Here is an 18,635-nt window from a genome sequence, read left to right on the forward strand (position 1 = left end):
CGCCAAGAGGGTTAGGCTTGCGCTTCATTTGACCGGTATCAAGAGCCTTCGGGCGGTATCGGTCAAACTAGGATGCTAATGCCGCAGGATGCAGTCATGTCTACGAATCACACTATGTCGCGCCTTTTCGCCGTTGCGCTGATCACCTTGTTGCTGGGTGCCGGCGGGTTCGGTTATTGGCGATCGACTCAGGACCGCCTGCCCGAAGGCTTGAGCATGGGCAATGGCCGCCTGGAATCCACCGAAGTACAGATCGCCGCCAAGATCCCCGGGCGCCTGGCCGAAGTGCGCGTGGATGAAGGCGACAAGGTGCTCAAAGGCCAATTGCTCGCACGCATGGACACCCGCACCCTCGAAGCCCAGCGCGCACAGGCCGAAGCCGAAGTGCTGCGTGCCAAGGAAAACTTCGCCGCCGCCGAGGCCAACGTGCAGTTGCGTCAAAGCGAGCAATTGCTGGCCAACCAGGAACTCAGACGCACCCAGGAGCTGTACAAGCGCGGCTTTGCCAGCAGCCAGTTGATCGACCAGCAGCAAGCACGCCAGAACACCGGCAATGCCGCGGTGATCGCAGCGCAGGCTCAGGTCAACGCGGTGAAAGCGGCCATCGGCGCGGCCCAGGCCCAGGTGGCCCAGCTCGCCAGCGAAATCGACGACAGCAGCCTGCGCGCGCCCATCGACGGCATCATTCAATTGCGCCTGGCTGAACCGGGTGAAGTGCTCGGCGCAGGCGGCAGAGTTTTACTGCTGATTGACCCGAATGATCAGTACATGAACCTGTACCTGCCCGCCTCCGTCACCGGCCGCCTCACCGTCGGCAGCGACGCACGCATCCTGCTCGACGCCCTGCCCCAGCAACCGTTGCCGGCGAAAATCAGCTTCGTCGCGGCCAAATCGCAATTCACCCCCAAAGAGGTGGAGACCCGCGACGAACGCCAGAAACTGGTGTTCCGCGTCAAGCTGCGCCTGACCCAACCCAGCGCCGTGCCGCAAGCCAAACCGGGCATGCCCGGCGCGGGTTATGTGCGCACGGCTGATATCGACTGGCCGGCCAACCTGCAATGACCGGCATGGCGCTGCACGCCACCGGCATTCACCACCGTTACGGCAAGCAACAAGCACTGGTCGACATCGCCTTCAGCCTGCCGGCTGGCACTCGCTGCGGGCTGATCGGCCCGGACGGCGCGGGCAAGTCGAGTTTACTGGGGCTGATCGCCGGGGTTAAGAAACTGCAGGCAGGCCAGCTCGAAGTGCTCGGCGGCTCCATCGAAGATCGCCGCCATCGTAATAGCCTGTACCCGCGCATCGCGTTTATGCCCCAAGGCCTGGGCGGCAACTTGTATCCCGAGTTGTCCATCAGCGAAAACATCCGTTTCTTTGCCACGCTGTTCGGCCTGTCCAAAGCCGATTGCGAGCAGCGCATGCACAACCTGCTGCTGGCCACCGACCTTGCGCGCTTCGCAGAACGCCCGGCGGGCAAGTTGTCCGGCGGCATGAAACAAAAGCTCGGCCTGTGCTGCGCGCTGATCCACGACCCGGATTTGTTGATTCTCGACGAGCCCACCACCGGCGTCGATCCGCTGTCGCGCCGGCGTTTCTGGGAGCTGGTCGACACCGTGCGCAGCGAGCGCCCACAGCTGACGCTGCTGGTGGCCACCGCCTACATGGAGGAGGCCGAGCAGTTCGAACATTGCCTGATGCTCGATCGCGGCAAGCTGATCGCCGACGGCCTGAGCCGCGAACTGGCAGCCGTTACACCCAGCGGCAAACTCGATGAAGCCTTTACTCATTTCCAGGGTGACAGCGCCCACAACAACCAGCCGTTGGTGATCCCGCCGCGCGAAAGTGGCAACACGGATATCGCCATCGAAGCCCACGACCTGACGCTGCGCTTTGGGGATTTTACGGCGGTGAACAAGGTCAGCTTTGCAATTGGCCGCGGTGAGATCTTCGGCTTTCTCGGTTCCAACGGCTGCGGCAAAACCACCACCATGAAAGTCCTCACCGGGCTGATGCCGGCCACCGAAGGCAGTGCCACGCTGCTGGGCAACCCGGTGAATGCCAAGGATCTGGCGACGCGCAAGCGCGTGGGCTTTATGTCGCAAAGCTTTTCGCTGTATGGCGAACTCAGCGTGCGCCAGAACCTGGTGCTGCATGCGCAACTGTTCGACTTGCCCAAGGCCGACAGCGGCCCGCGTATTGACGAGCTGATCCAGCGCTTCGACCTCGGTGAAGTGGCCGAGCAACCCTCCGGCGAGTTACCCCTGGGCCTGCGCCAGCGGCTGTCACTGGCGGTAGCGGTGCTGCATCGCCCGGAAGTGCTGATCCTCGATGAACCGACCTCGGGCGTAGACCCGGCGGCGCGGGATGATTTCTGGCGGCTATTGGTTGAGTTGTCCCGCGAGCAAGGCGTGACGATCTTTCTGTCCACCCACTTTATGAACGAAGCCCAGCGCTGCGACCGCATCTCGCTGATGCACGCGGGCAAAGTGCTGGCTTGCGACACACCCGACGCACTGCAACAGCAATTCCACGGCGACACATTGGAGGCCGCGTTCGTCACCTGTCTGGAGCAGGCCCAAGGCGAACCCGAACCTGCCGCGCCGAACAAAACCGTCAGCGAAAGCAGCACGCCGCCCACCAGCAAACGCGGTTTCAGCATCGCGCGCCTGTTGGCCGTCGCCAGCCGAGAAGGCAAGGAACTGCTGCGCGACAAAGTGCGCATGGCCTTCGCCCTGCTCGGGGCGATGTTCATGATGGTGATCTTCGGCTACGGCATTTCCCTGGACGTGGAAAACCTCGCGTTCGCTGTCTACGACCAGGACCAGACCCCGCAAAGCCGTGCCTACCTGGAAGCCTTCCGCAGCTCGCGCTACTTCGCCGAACAAGCACCGATCCGCGATGCCAATGAACTGCACCGGCGCCTGCAACGTTCGGAAATCAAACTGGCGCTGGAAATTCCGCCCGGCTTTGGCCGCGACCTGTACGCCGGCCGCCAACCCACCGTGGCTGCGTGGATCGATGGCGGCATGCCGTTTCGCGCCGAAACCAGCCGTAACTACGTCGAAGCGGTGCACCAGGGCAATCTGCAACAACTGGCCGAACTGAGCAGCCTGCCCCGTAGCACCCAAGCTGCCGCCAAGCTGGAAACGCGCTTTCGCTACAACCAGGATGTGGTCAGTGTGAACGCCATCGGCCCCGGCGTGATGGCGCTGATCCTGGCGTTTATCCCGGCAATGCTCACCGCGCTGGGCATCGTGCGTGAAAAGGAGCTGGGGTCGATCACCAACTTCTACGCCACACCGCTGACGCGCCTGGAGTTTCTGCTGGGCAAACAGGCGCCGTACCTGGCGGTGAGCCTGGTCAACCTGGCGCTGCTGGTGGCGATGAACCGCTGGCTGTTCGGCGTGCCCTTCAAGGGCAGCGGCGTGGCGCTGGCGGTCGGCGGCCTGTTGTATGTACTCGCAACGACGAGCATGGGCCTGCTGATTTCCGCGTTCACTCGCACCCAGATCGCGGCGATCCTCGGCACCATGATCATCACCAGCCTGCCGACCATCCAGTTCTCCGGGTTGATCGTACCGCGCTCGTCGCTGGAAGGGGCGGCCGCGCTGATGGGTATGTTGTTCCCCGCCGGGCACTTCCTGGATATCGCCGTGGGCACCTTCACCAAGGCCCTGGACCTGCGCCAGTTGTGGCCGCAATGCCTGGCGCTGTTCGGGTTTTTTGTCGGGTTCACCGGGCTGAGCCTGATCATGCTCAAGAAGCAGGAGGCCTGATGCACAAGCTCGCTCATATCCTGCGCCTGGGCCTCAAAGAACTCACCAGCCTGCGTCACGACGGCGTGTTGCTGCTGTTTCTGGCCTACGCCTTCACAGTCGCGATCTACATGCCCGCCGCCGGTTCGGTGATTGGCGTGCACAACGCCAGCGTGGCCTTTATCGATGAAGACCACAGCGCGCTGTCGCGGCAGATGGCCGAGGCGCTGCAGCCGCCAGAGTTTCAGCCGCCTGCCCCACTGGCCTACGACCAATTGGACACGGTCATGGACAGCGGCGAGTACACCTTCGTGATCAATGTACCGGCCAACTTCCAGGCCGACCTGTTGGCCGGTCGCCAGCCAGGCGTGCAGGTGAACGTCGATGCCACGGCGATGAGCCAGGCATTTATGGGCGCAGGTTATATCGGCCGGATTTTCCAACGTGAGTTGCAACGCTACGGCGGGCAACCCGACGCGGCGGGCAAGGTGCCTGCGCAGCTGACCACACGGGCGCTGTTCAACACCAACCTGGAAGGCGGTTGGTTTTTGGCGGTGATCCAGATCGTCAACAACATCACCATCCTGGCCATCGTGCTCACCGGCACGGCGCTGCTGCGCGAGCGTGAACACGGCACGCTCGACCATTTGCTGGTGCTGCCGCTGACCGCGCTGGAAATCATGCTGGCAAAAATCTGGAGCAATATGCTGGTGGTGGTGCTGTGCACGTGGCTGTCGCTGGAGCTGGTAGTCAAAGGCTTGCTCGGCGTACCGCTGGCCGGGTCCCTGAGTCTGTTTTTGCTGGTGACGGCGCTGTACCTGTTTGCGAGCACGGCACTGGGGATCTTCCTCGCCACCCTTGCGCGTTCGACGCCGCAGTTCGGGTTGCTGGCAATTCCGGTGATTATTCCGATGCTGCTTCTGTCTGGCGGCAGCACGCCATTGGACAGCATGCCCGAGTGGTTGCAATGGGTGATGCAGGGCTCACCGTCGACGCACTTTGTGAGTTTGAGTGCGGCGATTTTGTTTCGTGATGCGGGCGTGGGTGTGGTGTGGCCGGATTTGCTGGCGCTGGTGGGAATCGGGTTGGTGTTTTTTGCGGTGGCGTTGGCCAGGTTTCGTAAAAGCCTGGCGTCCTGAAGTGCCTGTACTGGCGCCATCGCGGGCAAGCCCGCTCCCACATTTGGAATGCATTCACCTGTGGGAGCGGGCTTGCCCGCGATCGTCGCGCAGCGACTTACTGGATAATCAAGTTGTTGAAGAGCAGGTCTTCTACCACCGGCTTGCCAGTCTCATCGTTCATGACTTGCTGGGTTTGCTTCAGGGCTTCCTGGCGCAGCTTTTCTTTGCCTTCAACCGTGCTCATGGCTTCGTTGGTCTGTTGGGTAAACAGCGCCACCAGTTGGTTACGAATCAGCGGGTCGTTGGCTTTGACGGCCGCTGCCGCTTCAGGCCCGGTCACGCGCAGGGCGATGTCGGCCTTGTAGACCCGCAGTTTTGCCGTGCCATCCAGGCCGTAGTTGCCCACAAAGGGGGGGGTCAGGCTGATGTAGCTGACCTTCGGTGCCTCGCCTTCTTTCGCTTCTTCGGCCTGGGCTGCCATCGGCAAGGTCAGGGCGAGCATCAACAGGATCCACGCTTTCACAGTTCATTCCTCGAATTCGGTTGCCGGGTAGCATAACGCTAGCAAGGCTGAGTACAAGCTTATGGCGACTTATCAGGGCCGGGCATGCTCGTTGACCCACGGGCGTACCCTCCTACACTTATCGGCCACGACGCCAAAAGGAATAGTCCGATGAAAGCTGTGCTGTGCAAAGCCTTCGGCCCCGCCGAAACCCTGGTGCTGGAAGAGATCGCCAGCCCCGCGATCAAGAAGAACGAAATCCTGCTGGACGTGCACGCGGCCGGGGTAAATTTCCCGGACACCTTGATCATCGAGGGCAAGTACCAGTTCAAACCGCCCTTCCCATTCTCGCCGGGCGGCGAGGCGGCGGGGGTGGTCAGCGAAGTGGGTGAAAAGGTCAGCCACCTCAAAGTCGGCGACCGGGTCATGGCCCTGACCGGCTGGGGCAGCTTTGCCGAACAGGTCGCGGTGCCGGGCTACAACGTGCTGCCGATCCCGCCGAGTATGGATTTCAACACCGCCGCCGCCTTCAGCATGACCTACGGCACCTCGATGCATGCGTTGAAACAACGCGCCAACCTGCAACCCGGCGAAACCCTGCTGGTGCTCGGCGCCTCCGGCGGTGTGGGCCTGGCCGCCGTGGAAATCGGCAAAGCCATGGGCGCCCGGGTGATTGCCGCCGCCAGCAGCGCCGACAAACTCGCCGTAGCCAAAACGGCCGGCGCGGACGAACTGATCAACTACAGCGAAGCCAGCCTCAAGGATGAAATCAAGCGCCTGACCGACGGCAATGGTGTCGACGTGATCTACGACCCCGTCGGCGGCGACCTGTTTGACCAGGCCGTGCGCGGCATCGCCTGGAACGGCCGCCTGCTGGTGGTGGGTTTTGCCAGCGGGCGCATTCCCGAGCTGCCGGTGAACCTGGCGCTGCTCAAGGGCGCGTCTGTGGTCGGAGTGTTCTGGGGTTCGTTCGCCCAGCGCCAGCCGCAGGACAATGCGGCGAACTTCCAGCAGTTGTTCACCTGGTATGGCGAGGGCAAGTTGAAGCCGTTGGTGTCGCAGGTGTATCCGCTTGAGCAGGCTGCGCAGGCGATCAATGACCTGGGGCAACGCAGGGCTGTGGGCAAGATTGTCGTCCAGACCCGCTGAATGCGGTTCATGTGGGAGCTGGCTTGCCTGCGATGGCGGTGGGTCAGCTCACACATCTGCAAATGATAGACCGCTATCGCAGGCAAGCCAGCTCCCACAGTTGATCTCTTCGGTCTTAAGACCCGATACCGACTCACACTTATCTATTCGCGACATGTTCGTAAGAGAACATGCAATCGCTCCAGTTTCCTGTGTTTGCAGATAAGAGGCGATGCTATTTTCGGTAACGAAACTGTAACATTCGCATCCGCAGTCAAAACAAGAAATTTGGAGCTCTTGAATGTTTGCTTTCTTTCGTCCTGCCGCACACCAGGCGCCCCTGCCTGAAGAAAAAATAGACAGTACCTATCGACGGCTGCGCTGGCAGATCTTCGCCGGTATTTTCTTTGGCTACGCGGGCTACTACCTGCTGCGTAAAAACTTCTCGCTGGCCATGCCGTACCTGATCGACGAGGGTTACACCCGTGGCGAGCTGGGCCTGGCCATGTCGGCCATCGCGATTGCCTACGGCTTGTCCAAGTTCCTGATGGGCCTGGTGTCCGACCGCTCCAACCCGCGCTACTTCCTGCCCTTTGGCCTGTTGATATCGGCCGGGGTGATGTTCATTTTCGGTTTCGCACCTTGGGCGACGTCCAGCGTGACCATGATGTTCATTTTGCTGTTCATCAACGGCTGGGCCCAGGGCATGGGCTGGCCGCCGAGTGGGCGCACCATGGTGCACTGGTGGTCGCAGAAAGAACGCGGCGGCGTGGTGTCGGTGTGGAACGTGGCGCACAACGTCGGCGGCGGCCTGATCGGCCCGCTGTTCCTGCTGGGCATGGCCTGGTTCAACGACTGGCATGCGGCGTTCTATGTGCCGGCGACCGTGGCATTGGCCGTGGCGGCATTTGCCTTCATCACCATGCGCGACACCCCGCAATCGGTCGGCCTGCCGCCCATCGAGCAGTACAAGAACGACTACCCGGAAGGCTACAACGCCAGCCACGAAGACGAGTTCAGCGCCAAGGAAATCTTCGTCAAGTACGTGCTGCGCAACAAAATGCTGTGGTACATCGCCTTCGCCAACGTGTTCGTCTACCTGCTGCGTTATGGCGTGCTGGACTGGGCACCGACCTACCTCAAGGAAGCCAAGCACTTCGACGTGGATAAAACCTCGTGGGCGTACTTCTTCTACGAGTGGGCGGGCATTCCCGGCACGCTGCTGTGCGGCTGGATGTCGGACAAGATCTTCCGTGGCAACCGTGGCCTGACCGGCATCGTGTTCATGGCGTTGGTCACCGTGGCGACCCTGGTTTACTGGCTCAACCCGCCAGGCAACCCGATGGTCGACATGATTGCGCTGTTCTCCATCGGCTTCCTGATCTACGGCCCGGTGATGCTGATCGGCCTGCAGGCGCTGGAACTGGCGCCGAAAAAAGCCGCGGGCACGGCCGCAGGCTTCACTGGCTTGTTTGGTTACCTGGGTGGTTCGGTGGCAGCGAGTGCGGCCATGGGCTACACCGTGGACCATTTCGGCTGGGACGGTGGTTTTGTGTTGCTGGTGGGCGCGTGCCTGTTGGCGATTGCATTCCTGATCCCAACGCTGTGGCACACCAACAGCGTCAGCTCGGCGCGTTAATTCCCGCCGCAGTCCTTGGCACAACGCTTGAGCCGCGCCTCCAGGTTTTTATCTGGCATGGCGTGGCTACGCAGGGCGTTTACGGTCTGCTCGACATAATCGCGAGTGGTGCCGTAACGCCCGCAAGCACTTTCCAACACGTGGTTAAGCACGATATCGGGCAGGTTGCCGGCATAGCTGGGCAAGTGCCGCTCCAACACAAACCCCAGCGCCTGCACCTGACTGCCATCTTCCAGGCGGCAGCTGAGCCAGTGCGGCCGGTATGACGGGTAAGGCATCTCGCGCTGCCACAAGGCATACAGCGAGGCCTCAAGCTGGTCTTCCGGCAAACGGTAGGCAAACCCGCTGCAAGAACCGCCACGATCCAGGCCGAACACCAACCCCGGCGACTCCGGCGTGCCTCGATGCTCGTGTGACCACAGGTACAAACCCCGGTGATAACCGTGAACCCGTGCGCGCATGCGCTGGGTCGACGAGCATTCGGGACGCCAGATCAGCGAACCATAAGCGAATAGCCAGACCGGCCCGCCCTTATGCCTGGCCATGGTGGCCTGCATCGAACTCATTAATTGCTCGTGAGTCAGTTGCGGCCCCAGATCGAGCCGCGGAGGGTAAGCCAATTGCAACAGATCGGTTTCAATAACGGTCATGGCGGATCGCTTAGGTCCCCTGCGTGTTACCAGTTGTAAGCAACTTTACCGTAATAAAACGCGCCGCTGTAACCGTACGGCGAAAAAGTGCTGTAGGCGAGGTTGCCGCCGCTACTGGCGTAGGCATTGACCTTCTCCGGGTATTTATCGGTGATGTTGTCGCCGCCCAGGGTGAAGGTCCAGTTCTTGAGCTTGTAGTCTGCCGACAGGTCCAGCACCCAGGCGGCCTTGAAGGTCTGGTCATTGACCTTGTCGGCCTGGTAGCTGGTGAATTCACCATAGCGCACCAGGTTACTGTGCAGCGCCCAACGACCGTAGGTGAAGTCGTTACCCAGGCTGAGCTTGTGTTGCGGCGTGGTATCACCCAGCAAACCGATGCGCTCACGGCGGTCTACCCGCACCAGGTTGGCGCCCAGGCTGTCCAGAATCGCCGGGTTGGGCTTCACGTCGGTGACTTTGGTGTGGTTGTAGTTGTAGCCCACGGTGCTGTTCCAGCGGATGCCGTTATCGAACGGGTAGCGATAGTTGGCCACCAGGTCGACACCGTCGGTGCTGGTGTCGGTGGCGTTGGTGAAATAACGGGCGCTGGTGTAGTTGATATTGCCGACCCCATTAGCCTGCAAGTAGGCGATGGTGGCCGGGTTGAGATTGAGGTTGGACGACAGGCTGATGCGGTCGCGGATGTCGATGCGGTACACGTCGAGCGTCACGGTCAGGTCATCGGCAGGCTCCAGCACCAGGCCGAGGCTGTAGTTGCGTGATTTCTCGGCTTTGAGGTCTTCGGCGCCCAACAGGCGGGCAACCTGGCTGTTGGCCGGGAAGGTGCCGGCTTCCTGGATAGTGTTGCCGATCAGCTGCGACGAGGTGTAGGCAAAGTTCTGCTGGGCCAGGGACGGCGCACGGAAACCATTGGAAATGCTGCCACGCAGGGCCACTTGCGGGGTGAAGTCATAACGCGCCGACAGGGAGCCGCTGACATTGGAGCCGAAGTCGCTGTAGTCCTCATGACGCACGGCGGCCGAGGCGCTGAGCTTTTCGGTGAAGTTGGTTTCCAGGTCCAGGTACTGAGCCCAGTTGTGCCGCGAGGTGCTGCCGGCGTCGGCATCACGGAACCCACCCAGGCCCGAACTGCCGGTCTGGTAGTAGGACGCCGGTTCGCCCGCTTCAATTTGATAACCCTGGCGCAGGTATTCGCCGCCAAAGGCCACCGACACCGGGTACGGCAAAAAGCCCACGTCGAACTCACGGGACAGGTCCAGGCTGACCTGGCGCTGATCGTTGCTCAGGGTGCCGTTGTTAAATTTGCGTGGCGTGGCCAGGCCGAGTGAGGTGTTGATGGTTTCGGTGCCCAGTTCGTACTGGTTCTTGCCGTAGTTGGCCGACAGGTCGTAGTGCCAATCGTAGGCCAGCAAGCCGCGCAGGCCGACCACCAAGGACGTGTCTTCCAGATTGCCCTTGATCAGCGGCAGGTAGCCATTGGGGTTGAGCGCCGGGATGTTGTTGGACGCATTGCTCGCCCGATAGAACGCCGCCGTTTCACCACGGCGCTTGCTGTAGCCGCCGAAGATGTAGAACTCGGCCGCATCATTAAAGGAATATTCGGAGTTGAACTGGAATTTGCCTTCATTGGTGGCCGGCTCGCCCTGACGGAACACGCGCTGGCCATAGGTGGTGGAACCCACGCTGCCAGGGCGGAAGTCGTCGCCGGCGCGGTTGGTGTAGTCGTTGTCGGCGCCTTCGCCCGAAACGTTGATAAAGCCATTGTCACCCAAGGCAAACCCGGTGTTGCCGCTGACGTTGCGCTGGATGCCATCACCCTTCTTGTACTCGCCAAACTTGGTCGAGACAGAGCCGCCGTGGTCGTCGTGCTTGAGGATCACGTTGATCACCCCGGCAATCGCGTCCGAGCCATAGCGCGCCGACGCGCCATCGCGCAGCACTTCGATATGGTCGACCGCCGACAACGGGATCGCATTCAAATCCGCCGGTGCCGAACCGCGCCCCACCGCGCCGCCCAGGTTGACGAAGGCACTGGTGTGGCGGCGTTTACCGTTGACCAGCACCAATACCTGATCCGGCGACAAGCCGCGCAACTGCGCCGGGCGTACCAGTTCGGCACCGTCCACCAGGCTGGGCCGCGGGAAGTTGATGGAAGGAATCAGACGTGCCAACACCGCGCCCAGCTCATCGGAGCCGGTGCTGCGCAATGTGTCACCGGAAATGACATCGATGGGCGACAACGAAGCACTGGCGGTGCGCTCTTGGGCGCGGGTGCCGGTGACGATCACGGTGTCGAGTTTGGGTGCATCGGTGGCTGTTTCGTCAGCCCGCACCGGATTGAATCCCACAGCAGTCAGCAAATTGGCCGACAAAATAGCTGTGTACGCATGTTTCTTGTAGCTCCCCATACCGCTCCCCTGCCATTCAAGCCTGGCAATCAAAAAATCAAAGCTTCAATGCTCTGAGTTCACACGATCGGTCCGGCTGGCGGGCGGTAGCGGTCAGTTACTGGTTATTGACGATAAGGCGGTAGTCCGTTGACTTATAGCCTAATGAGATTATTCCTACATTTAAAATATCTTAATTGCATAAGCATAGGCGGCCGTGTTTTCAGCGCTGGTTCAGGTCATGCCCAACACAAGCCGCCAAACTGCAGGTGTTTAGCGACCCACATTAGCCGCCTCTTCAAACGACTATCGAGGTCGAACCATGAAATACCTGTTTTCCGGTCTGCTGCTATTGCTGCAAACCACCACTGCTCTGGCTTCCGAGGCCGCCGCCAATGACGACAAAGGTTTCTGGTACGCCCAGACCAGTGTCTACACCCGGCATTTTTCTCCGGACCCAAAGCACAATAACAATCAGGATTTGATCAACCTGGAACGTAACGAGGCGTCGGGGTTGGTGTATGGCGGGGCGACGTTTCGCAACTCGTTCAGCCAGCGCTCGTATTACGTCTACGCCGGCAAGCGCTACGATATTGGCGACTCGCCGTTCTATATGAAGGTGACCGCTGGCGCGCTACAGGGCTATCGCGGTAAGTACCGCGACAAAATCCCGCTCAACCGTTATGGCGTGGCACCGGCGATCATTCCGTCTGTGGGGGTTCACTTCGGCCCCGTGGCCAGCGAGTTGGTGTTGCTGGGGTTCAATGCGGCGATGCTGACGGCAGGCGTGCGTTTCTAGGAACGCCGCATACCCATGTGGGAGCTGGCTTGCCTGCGATAGCGGTGTATCAGTTGCAGGTGTGCTAGCTGACCCACCGCTATCGCAGGCAAGCCAGCTCCCACACTGGTTCAGCTCAAGGCTTCAAGGGCGCGGCGCGTAGGCGAACACATCGGCGCGCATCTGGTGTGCATCCATGCCGGCGTCGACCAATGCGTCCAGCGTGCCGTAGATCATCGCTGGCGAACCACTGGCGTAGACGTGCACCGCCTTGAGGTCGCTGATGTCTTCACACACGGCCTCATGCAGCAGCCCGCAGCGCCCTTCCCAACCGCACAGGTCGCTGACCACTTTGTGCAGGAACAGGTTGGGCAGTTGCTGCCATTGCTCCCAGTGTTCAATCTCGTAGAAGTCTTCCGGGCGGCGCACGCCCCAATACAGGTGCACCGGGTGCTTGAAACCCGAGGCACGGCAATGCTCGATCAGGCTGTGCATCTGCGCCATGCCAGTGCCGGCGGCGATCAGCACCAGCGGCCCGTCCGGCAGCTCGGCCAAGTGAGTATCACCAAACGGCAGCTCAACACGCGCCATCTGGTTACGTTGCAACTGCTCGATCAAATTGCGCGCACTGTCCTCGCGCACCAGCACATGCAGTTCCAGCTCGCGTCCGGCATGGGGCGCCGAGGCCAGGGAAAACGCCGATTTATCGCCATTGTCGCGCTCGATCATCAGGTATTGCCCGGCGTGGTAACGCACCGCTTTACCCGCCGGAGCGCGCAGGCGCACGCGCCATACATCGCCGCCGACGTCCACGCATTCACTTAATTGGCACGACAACTTGCGCAACGGCAACTCTCCCGGCGCCAGCACGCCATCCCACAACACAATGCAATCTTCCAACGGCTCGGCGATGCAGGTGTAGAACTCACCATGGTCGCGTACCTCACCGGCTTGCTGCACCCGGCCCTCCACCAGCAGCGCGGCACACACATGACACGCGCCATTGCGACACGCCTGTGGGCATTCATAGCCCAGGCGGCGCGCGCCTTCAAGGATTCGCTCGCCAGGGACCAGCTCCAGTACGGCGCCGGAAGGTTGCAGGGTTACACGCATCAATCTATTCCCAATTCTTTCCAGATCGCATCAACACGTGCGGTCACAGCGTCATCCTTGACGATCACCCGACCCCACTCGCGGGTGGTCTCACCCGGCCATTTGTGGGTGGCATCCAGGCCCATCTTCGAGCCCAGGCCCGATACCGGCGAAGCAAAGTCGAGGTAGTCGATCGGCGTGTTGTCGATCATCACCGTGTCGCGCTTGGGGTCCATGCGCGTGGTGATGGCCCAGATCACGTCGTTCCAGTCCCGTGCGTTGATGTCGTCGTCGGTGACGATAACGAACTTGGTGTACATGAACTGTCGCAAAAACGACCACACACCGAGCATTACCCGCTTGGCATGGCCTGGGTACGACTTCTTCATGGTCACGATGGCCATGCGGTACGAGCAGCCCTCGGGCGGCAGGTAGAAGTCGGTGATTTCCGGGAACTGCTTTTGCAGGATCGGCACGAACACTTCGTTGAGCGCCACACCGAGAATAGCGGGCTCATCCGGTGGACGGCCGGTGTAGGTGCTGTGGTAGATCGGTTTGATCCGGTGGGTGATGCGCTCGACGGTGAACACCGGGAAGCTGTCGACTTCGTTGTAGTAGCCGGTGTGGTCGCCGTAAGGGCCTTCATCGGCCATTTCGCCCGGATGAATCACGCCTTCGAGGATGATTTCGGCGGTGGCCGGCACTTGCAGGTCGTTGCCACGGCACTTCACCAGCTCGGTGCGGTTGCCGCGCAGCAGGCCGGCGAAGGCATATTCGGACAGGCTGTCGGGTACCGGCGTCACGGCGCCGAGGATGGTCGCCGGGTCGGCGCCCAGGGCCACGGACACAGGGAACGGCTTGCCAGGGTGTTTTTCGCACCACTCACGGAAGTCCAGCGCGCCGCCACGGTGGCTCAGCCAGCGCATGATCACCTTGTTGCGGCCGATCACTTGCTGACGGTAGATCCCCAGGTTCTGGCGATCCTTGTTCGGGCCTTTGGTGACGGTCAGGCCCCAGGTGATCAGCGGGCCGACGTCGCCCGGCCAGCAGGTCTGCACCGGCAACATGGCCAGGTCGACGTCATCGCCTTCGATGACCACTTCCTGGCACACCGCGTCCTTGACCACTTTGGGCGCCATGGCAATGATCTTGCGAAAGATCGGCAGCTTCGACCAGGCGTCTTTCAAGCCCTTGGGTGGCTCGGGCTCCTTGAGGAAGGCCAGCAGCTTGCCGATCTCGCGCAGCTCGCTGACCGACTCGGCGCCCATGCCGAACGCAACGCGGTCGGGCGTGCCGAACAGGTTGCCGAGCACCGGGATATCAAAGCCGGTCGGGTTTTCGAACAGCAGCGCCGGGCCCTTGTTGCGCAAGGTACGGTCGCAAATCTCAGTCATTTCCAGCACCGGGGAAATCGGCACCTGGATACGTTTCAACTCTCCGCGCTGCTCAAGTTGCTGCACGAAATCCCGAAGATCCTTGAATTTCATTAACCATGCCACCCGTAAAATAGGCGTACATCCTACCTGCTCTTAAGAGCGCTGGCAGCTTATTGCACGTCATTGCGACTCACACCCGACTCAACGGCCTCATTACGCATGGCGTGGAAGAAGGGCTCAAGGAACCCTTCCACATAACGCGTGCCCACGGCTGAGAGGTGGTTGTCATCGGTATACAGCGACTGGCCATCGCGCTCGACCCGACACCAACCGTTCGTCTCGCACAGCTTGGGCGCCGGGTCCATGAGCTGGACACCGGGGTCCGCTGCGGCGATGCGCTCAAACACGCTGCTGATGAAGGCTTGGCGCTCGACGTGCTCGGCCAGGGGCAAGCCTTCGCGGTCGGTCGGGCGCCCCAGCATCGCCAGGCGGCTGAGCCGGTAAGGCACGTTGAACGCCTGCAACGGCACCTCCTTGACCAGCCACACCCTGTGCCCGCTGGCACGCAGTTGCTGTACCAGCGCACTCACACCCTCGGCAAACAGTCGTTCAGCGACGGCGCGGTCGTACTTGCCCGTCTGCGGGTCATGAAGGGAAGCGCCGGTGTCGCCGGAGCGCTGGCCATAAACGTAAAGGCTCCAGCGGGCTACCAGCACCACATCACTGAACGGTTCCTTGCTCAACAACTGGGTGACACGCTCGTTGAACGCCCGGCAGCCCGGGGTGTTTTCTTTGCGGTCGAACGGCAGGCACCCGGCGTAACCGGCCTGAGTGATGCCGAAGTCGTACTTGCGTGAGCCATCATTCAACGCAGGAATGAGTGCCGAGGCATGACTGTCGCCCCAGACCAACGCGCGGGCAGCACTGGCCTGCGGGCCAAAATGGCAAAGTTTGCGGTGTGGGTCTTTCTTGTCATCCGACAGGCAGCTCATGAGCGTAGGGCTCCAGGTGCGCGCCTGGGCAAATTGCAACGCCTGGGGCGACAGCCGCGATGCAAACCCATCCGACCACACCAGGCCTTTGCCGATCAGGCCCAGGCCGGCGAGCCCGACAAGGCCCGCGATCAGGATCGCCCGACGACCCGCCAGCAGGCGCCGCTCACGAAACGGCCCCTCGACGAACCGCCAGGACACGTACCCCAACACCAGGCTCAAGACGAACAGACCCGCCAGCGCCCAGGACGACAGGCCAAAAATACTCGCGTACTTGCCAAACACCAGCACCGGCCAGTGCCACAGGTACCACGAATAGGAAATCAGCCCAATGCCAACCAGCACGCGACTGCCCAGCAAGCGCCCGACCCAGGTGGCGTGTTGGCCGTTGGCCCAAATCAACCCCACCACACCCAATACCGGCAACAAGGCCGCAGCGCCAGGAAACGCAGTGCTGGCGTCGTAACCCAATACCGCCACCAGAATCAGGCCCAGGCTGAACAGACTGACCGCTTGCGCCAACAGCGGACTTACCCGCCCTGCCCGCGCCGGCATCACCGCCAACATGGACCCGGCCAGCAATTCCCAGGCACGCATGGGCAGCAGGAAGAACGCTTTGTCCGGCTCATGGGCCACGGCCCATACGCTCGCCGCAAACGACACCAGCAGCAACACAAACAAAGCGCTGCGCCACTGCTTCAGCCGGCTCGACAACAGCGCCAGCAAGAGTGGAAAGGCGATGTAGAACTGCTCTTCAACCGAGAGCGACCAGGTGTGCAACATCGGCTTCATATCGGAGGCCGTGTCGAAGTAGCCGTCCTGACGCATGAAGAACAGATTGGAGATGAAAATAACCTGATTGTGTATCGAGCGCCCAAGCTCTGAGTAATCTTTGGGCGCCATCAGGAACCAGCCGGCCACCAACGAGGTGAACATCATCACAAGCAACGCAGGCAGGATACGCCGTGCCCGTCGCGCCCAAAAATCGACAAAGCTGAAACGCCCTGCTTCACGCTCGCGCCAGATGATCGAGGTGATCAGGAAGCCTGAAATCACGAAGAACACATCAACGCCGACAAAACCGCCAGTAATACCAGGAACACCAAAATGGAACAGCACGACAGCAAGGACAGCAATGGCGCGCAGGCCATCAATGTCTCTTCGGTAAGCAAGAGCGGTCATAAATCGTAGATCAGCCTGATTCGAATGGAGATGAGCGTAGCCACGCTCAGCCTTTTGTTTCTTAACTGACACTATTACCGCACAAATCTCACTTTTCCGATGCAAAAAAAATGGCGCCCCGAAGGGCGCCATTTTTTGGACCTGAAGCGTCGTATTACTTACGCTTCATCGACAGGAAGAACTCGTCGTTGGTCTTGGTGGTTTTCAGCTTGTCGATCAGGAACTCGATGGCGGCGACTTCGTCCATCGGGTGCAGCAGCTTGCGCAGGATCCACATGCGCTGCAGTTCGTCGTCGGCGGTCAGCAACTCTTCACGGCGGGTGCCGGAACGGTTGATGTTGATCGCAGGGAACACACGCTTTTCAGCGATACGACGGTCCAAAGGCAGTTCCATGTTACCGGTACCTTTAAACTCTTCGTAGATCACTTCATCCATCTTCGAGCCGGTTTCAACCAGCGCGGTGGCGATAATGGTCAGCGAGCCGCCTTCTTCGATGTTGCGCGCAGCACCGAAGAAACGCTTCGGTTTCTCCAGGGCGTGGGCATCGACACCACCGGTGAGGACCTTGCCGGAGCTTGGGATCACGGTGTTGTAGGCGCGCGCCAGACGGGTGATGGAGTCGAGCAGGATGACCACGTCTTTCTTGTGTTCAACCAGGCGCTTGGCCTTCTCGATCACCATTTCGGCAACCTGCACATGGCGGGTTGGCGGCTCATCGAACGTCGAGGCAACCACTTCGCCGCGCACGGTGCGCTGCATTTCGGTCACTTCTTCCGGGCGCTCATCGATCAGCAATACGATCAGGTGAACTTCCGGGTTGTTACGCGCGATGTTCGCTGCGATGTTCTGCAGCATGATGGTCTTACCGGCTTTCGGCGGAGCAACGATCAGGCCGCGCTGGCCTTTGCCGATCGGGGCGCACAGGTCGATGACACGACCGGTCAAGTCTTCGGTGGAACCGTTACCGGCTTCCATCTTCATGCGCACGGTCGGGAACAGCGGCGTCAAGTTCTCGAAAAGAATCTTGTTCTTCGCGTTCTCAGGACGATCGAAGTTGATCGTGTCGACCTTGAGCAGGGCGAAATAACGCTCGCCTTCCTTCGGAGGACGGATCTTGCCGACGATGGTGTCACCGGTGCGCAAGTTGAAGCGACGGATCTGGCTCGGCGAGACGTAGATATCGTCTGGGCCGGCAAGATAGGAAGCGTCTGCAGAGCGGAGGAAGCCGAAGCCGTCCTGGAGAATCTCCAGCACGCCATCACCGGAGATTTCCTCGCCGCTTTTCGCGTGCTTTTTGAGCAGGGAGAAAATCACGTCCTGCTTGCGCGAACGGGCCATATTTTCTATGCCCATTTCTTCGGCCAATTGGAGCAGGTCGGTAATCGGCTTTTGCTTGAGTTCAGTCAGATTCATATAGGAATGACGTAATCATTTATGGAGGGGGGAAATTAAGCTTTTGGCTTAATGAGGCCGCGCCGCAGAGAAGGCGACAGGATCGCGTACTAATCGAAAAGGAATGCGTCGGCGACGGCTTGCAGGGGGCAGTGGAGAAACCAGTGCGGGGCCGAATGTACCACCTGAATTTCGGAGCGTCTAGCCCTGTTTCACGAAAAAGCCCCGCTATTTTGCGGGGCTTTTTTGACGACGCTTAGATGTTCGCGTCGAGGAAAGCTTGCAGCTGGGACTTCGACAGCGCGCCCACTTTAGTGGCTTCGACGTTGCCGTTCTTGAACAGCATCAGGGTCGGGATACCACGCACGCCGTGCTTGGCCGGGGTTTCCTGGTTGTCGTCGATGTTCAGCTTGGCAATGGTCAGCTTGCCTTCGTAAGTGGTCGCAATGTCGTCCAGAACAGGGGCGATCATTTTGCAAGGGCCACACCATTCAGCCCAGTAGTCAACCAGTACCGGGCCTTGAGCCTTGAGTACTTCGGCCTCAAAGGTCGCGTCGGTGACGTGCTTGATAAGATCGTTGCTCATGGATGTCTCCGGATTGTAAGCAAAAAAAACGTGGCCCATCATAGCCGCCCTTCC

14 protein-coding genes are annotated in these 18,635 nt (G+C 60.6%); 6 read left to right on the forward strand and 8 right to left on the reverse strand.

The features are described 5' to 3' along the window. Positions 1-96: 96 nt before the first annotated feature. From PSH96_RS28165 to PSH96_RS28175, 3 genes are read left to right on the forward strand one after another with little or no spacing between them, the layout of a single operon-like run. Positions 97-1,062 (forward strand): HlyD family secretion protein, encoded by a 966-nt coding sequence (locus tag PSH96_RS28165; RefSeq protein WP_305456494.1) that lies wholly within the window; start codon positions 97-99, stop codon positions 1,060-1,062. Then, complete coding sequence (gene rbbA / locus PSH96_RS28170; RefSeq protein ID WP_305456496.1) at positions 1,059-3,776, forward strand: ribosome-associated ATPase/putative transporter RbbA; 2,718 nt, start codon at positions 1,059-1,061, stop codon at positions 3,774-3,776. Before PSH96_RS28165 ends, rbbA begins: the two co-directional genes overlap by 4 nt. After that, positions 3,776-4,894, forward strand: coding sequence for an ABC transporter permease (locus PSH96_RS28175; RefSeq protein ID WP_305456498.1), 1,119 nt, complete (start codon positions 3,776-3,778; stop codon positions 4,892-4,894). The genes rbbA and PSH96_RS28175 overlap by 1 nt, the downstream gene beginning before the upstream one ends. Before the next feature lie 97 nt (positions 4,895-4,991). On the opposite strand, the gene PSH96_RS28180 is transcribed toward PSH96_RS28175, so the two are convergent. Next, on the reverse strand, positions 4,992-5,399 hold the full coding sequence (locus PSH96_RS28180; protein WP_056860760.1) for a flagellar basal body-associated protein FliL: 408 nt from the start codon (positions 5,397-5,399) through the stop codon (positions 4,992-4,994). Positions 5,400-5,549: 150 nt separating this feature from the next. Here PSH96_RS28180 and PSH96_RS28185 point away from each other — a divergent pair, with 150 nt between their 5' ends. Further along, complete coding sequence (locus PSH96_RS28185; RefSeq protein ID WP_305456500.1) at positions 5,550-6,527, forward strand: NADPH:quinone oxidoreductase family protein; 978 nt, start codon at positions 5,550-5,552, stop codon at positions 6,525-6,527. 280 nt (positions 6,528-6,807) lie between these two features. Further along, on the forward strand, positions 6,808-8,145 hold the full coding sequence (glpT, locus tag PSH96_RS28190) for a glycerol-3-phosphate transporter (RefSeq protein ID WP_053258586.1): 1,338 nt from the start codon (positions 6,808-6,810) through the stop codon (positions 8,143-8,145). Here the strand turns inward: glpT and PSH96_RS28195 are convergent. Together PSH96_RS28195 and PSH96_RS28200 are read right to left on the reverse strand one after the other, a co-directional pair. Beyond that, on the reverse strand, positions 8,142-8,795 hold the full coding sequence (locus PSH96_RS28195; protein ID WP_017135258.1) for a gamma-glutamylcyclotransferase: 654 nt from the start codon (positions 8,793-8,795) through the stop codon (positions 8,142-8,144). The genes glpT and PSH96_RS28195 overlap by 4 nt on opposite strands. Positions 8,796-8,821: 26 nt before the next feature. Further along, positions 8,822-11,203, reverse strand: a complete 2,382-nt coding sequence (locus tag PSH96_RS28200) for a TonB-dependent siderophore receptor (protein ID WP_305456504.1) — start codon at positions 11,201-11,203, stop codon at positions 8,822-8,824. Positions 11,204-11,504: 301 nt separating this feature from the next. On the opposite strand from PSH96_RS28200, the gene PSH96_RS28205 reads away from it, so the two are divergent. Next, positions 11,505-11,981: a hypothetical protein gene (locus tag PSH96_RS28205; RefSeq protein ID WP_056860764.1), complete on the forward strand. Its 477-nt coding sequence runs from the start codon at positions 11,505-11,507 to the stop codon at positions 11,979-11,981. Positions 11,982-12,104: 123 nt separating this feature from the next. On the opposite strand, the gene PSH96_RS28210 is transcribed toward PSH96_RS28205, so the two are convergent. The 5 genes from PSH96_RS28210 to trxA all read right to left on the reverse strand — a co-directional run bounded on the left by PSH96_RS28210 (position 12,105) and on the right by trxA (position 18,581). Next, on the reverse strand, positions 12,105-13,073 hold the full coding sequence (locus PSH96_RS28210; protein ID WP_305456507.1) for a CDP-6-deoxy-delta-3,4-glucoseen reductase: 969 nt from the start codon (positions 13,071-13,073) through the stop codon (positions 12,105-12,107). After that, a complete protein-coding gene (gene ubiD / locus PSH96_RS28215; protein ID WP_069787108.1) occupies positions 13,073-14,539 on the reverse strand; it encodes a 4-hydroxy-3-polyprenylbenzoate decarboxylase in 1,467 nt (488 codons plus the stop codon). Before ubiD ends, PSH96_RS28210 begins: the two co-directional genes overlap by 1 nt. Before the next feature lie 59 nt (positions 14,540-14,598). Beyond that, positions 14,599-16,602, reverse strand: coding sequence for an acyltransferase family protein (locus tag PSH96_RS28220; RefSeq protein ID WP_305456510.1), 2,004 nt, complete (start codon positions 16,600-16,602; stop codon positions 14,599-14,601). 154 nt (positions 16,603-16,756) lie between these two features. After that, entirely contained in the window at positions 16,757-18,016 is a 1,260-nt protein-coding gene (rho, locus tag PSH96_RS28225) for a transcription termination factor Rho (protein WP_003176825.1), read from the reverse strand. 235 nt (positions 18,017-18,251) lie between these two features. Further along, complete coding sequence (gene trxA, locus PSH96_RS28230) at positions 18,252-18,581, reverse strand: thioredoxin TrxA (RefSeq protein WP_003213989.1); 330 nt, start codon at positions 18,579-18,581, stop codon at positions 18,252-18,254. Positions 18,582-18,635 lie beyond the last annotated feature (54 nt).

Source organism: Pseudomonas sp. FP2338 (assembly GCF_030687515.1).
Lineage (GTDB): Bacteria > Pseudomonadota > Gammaproteobacteria > Pseudomonadales > Pseudomonadaceae > Aquipseudomonas > Aquipseudomonas salomonii.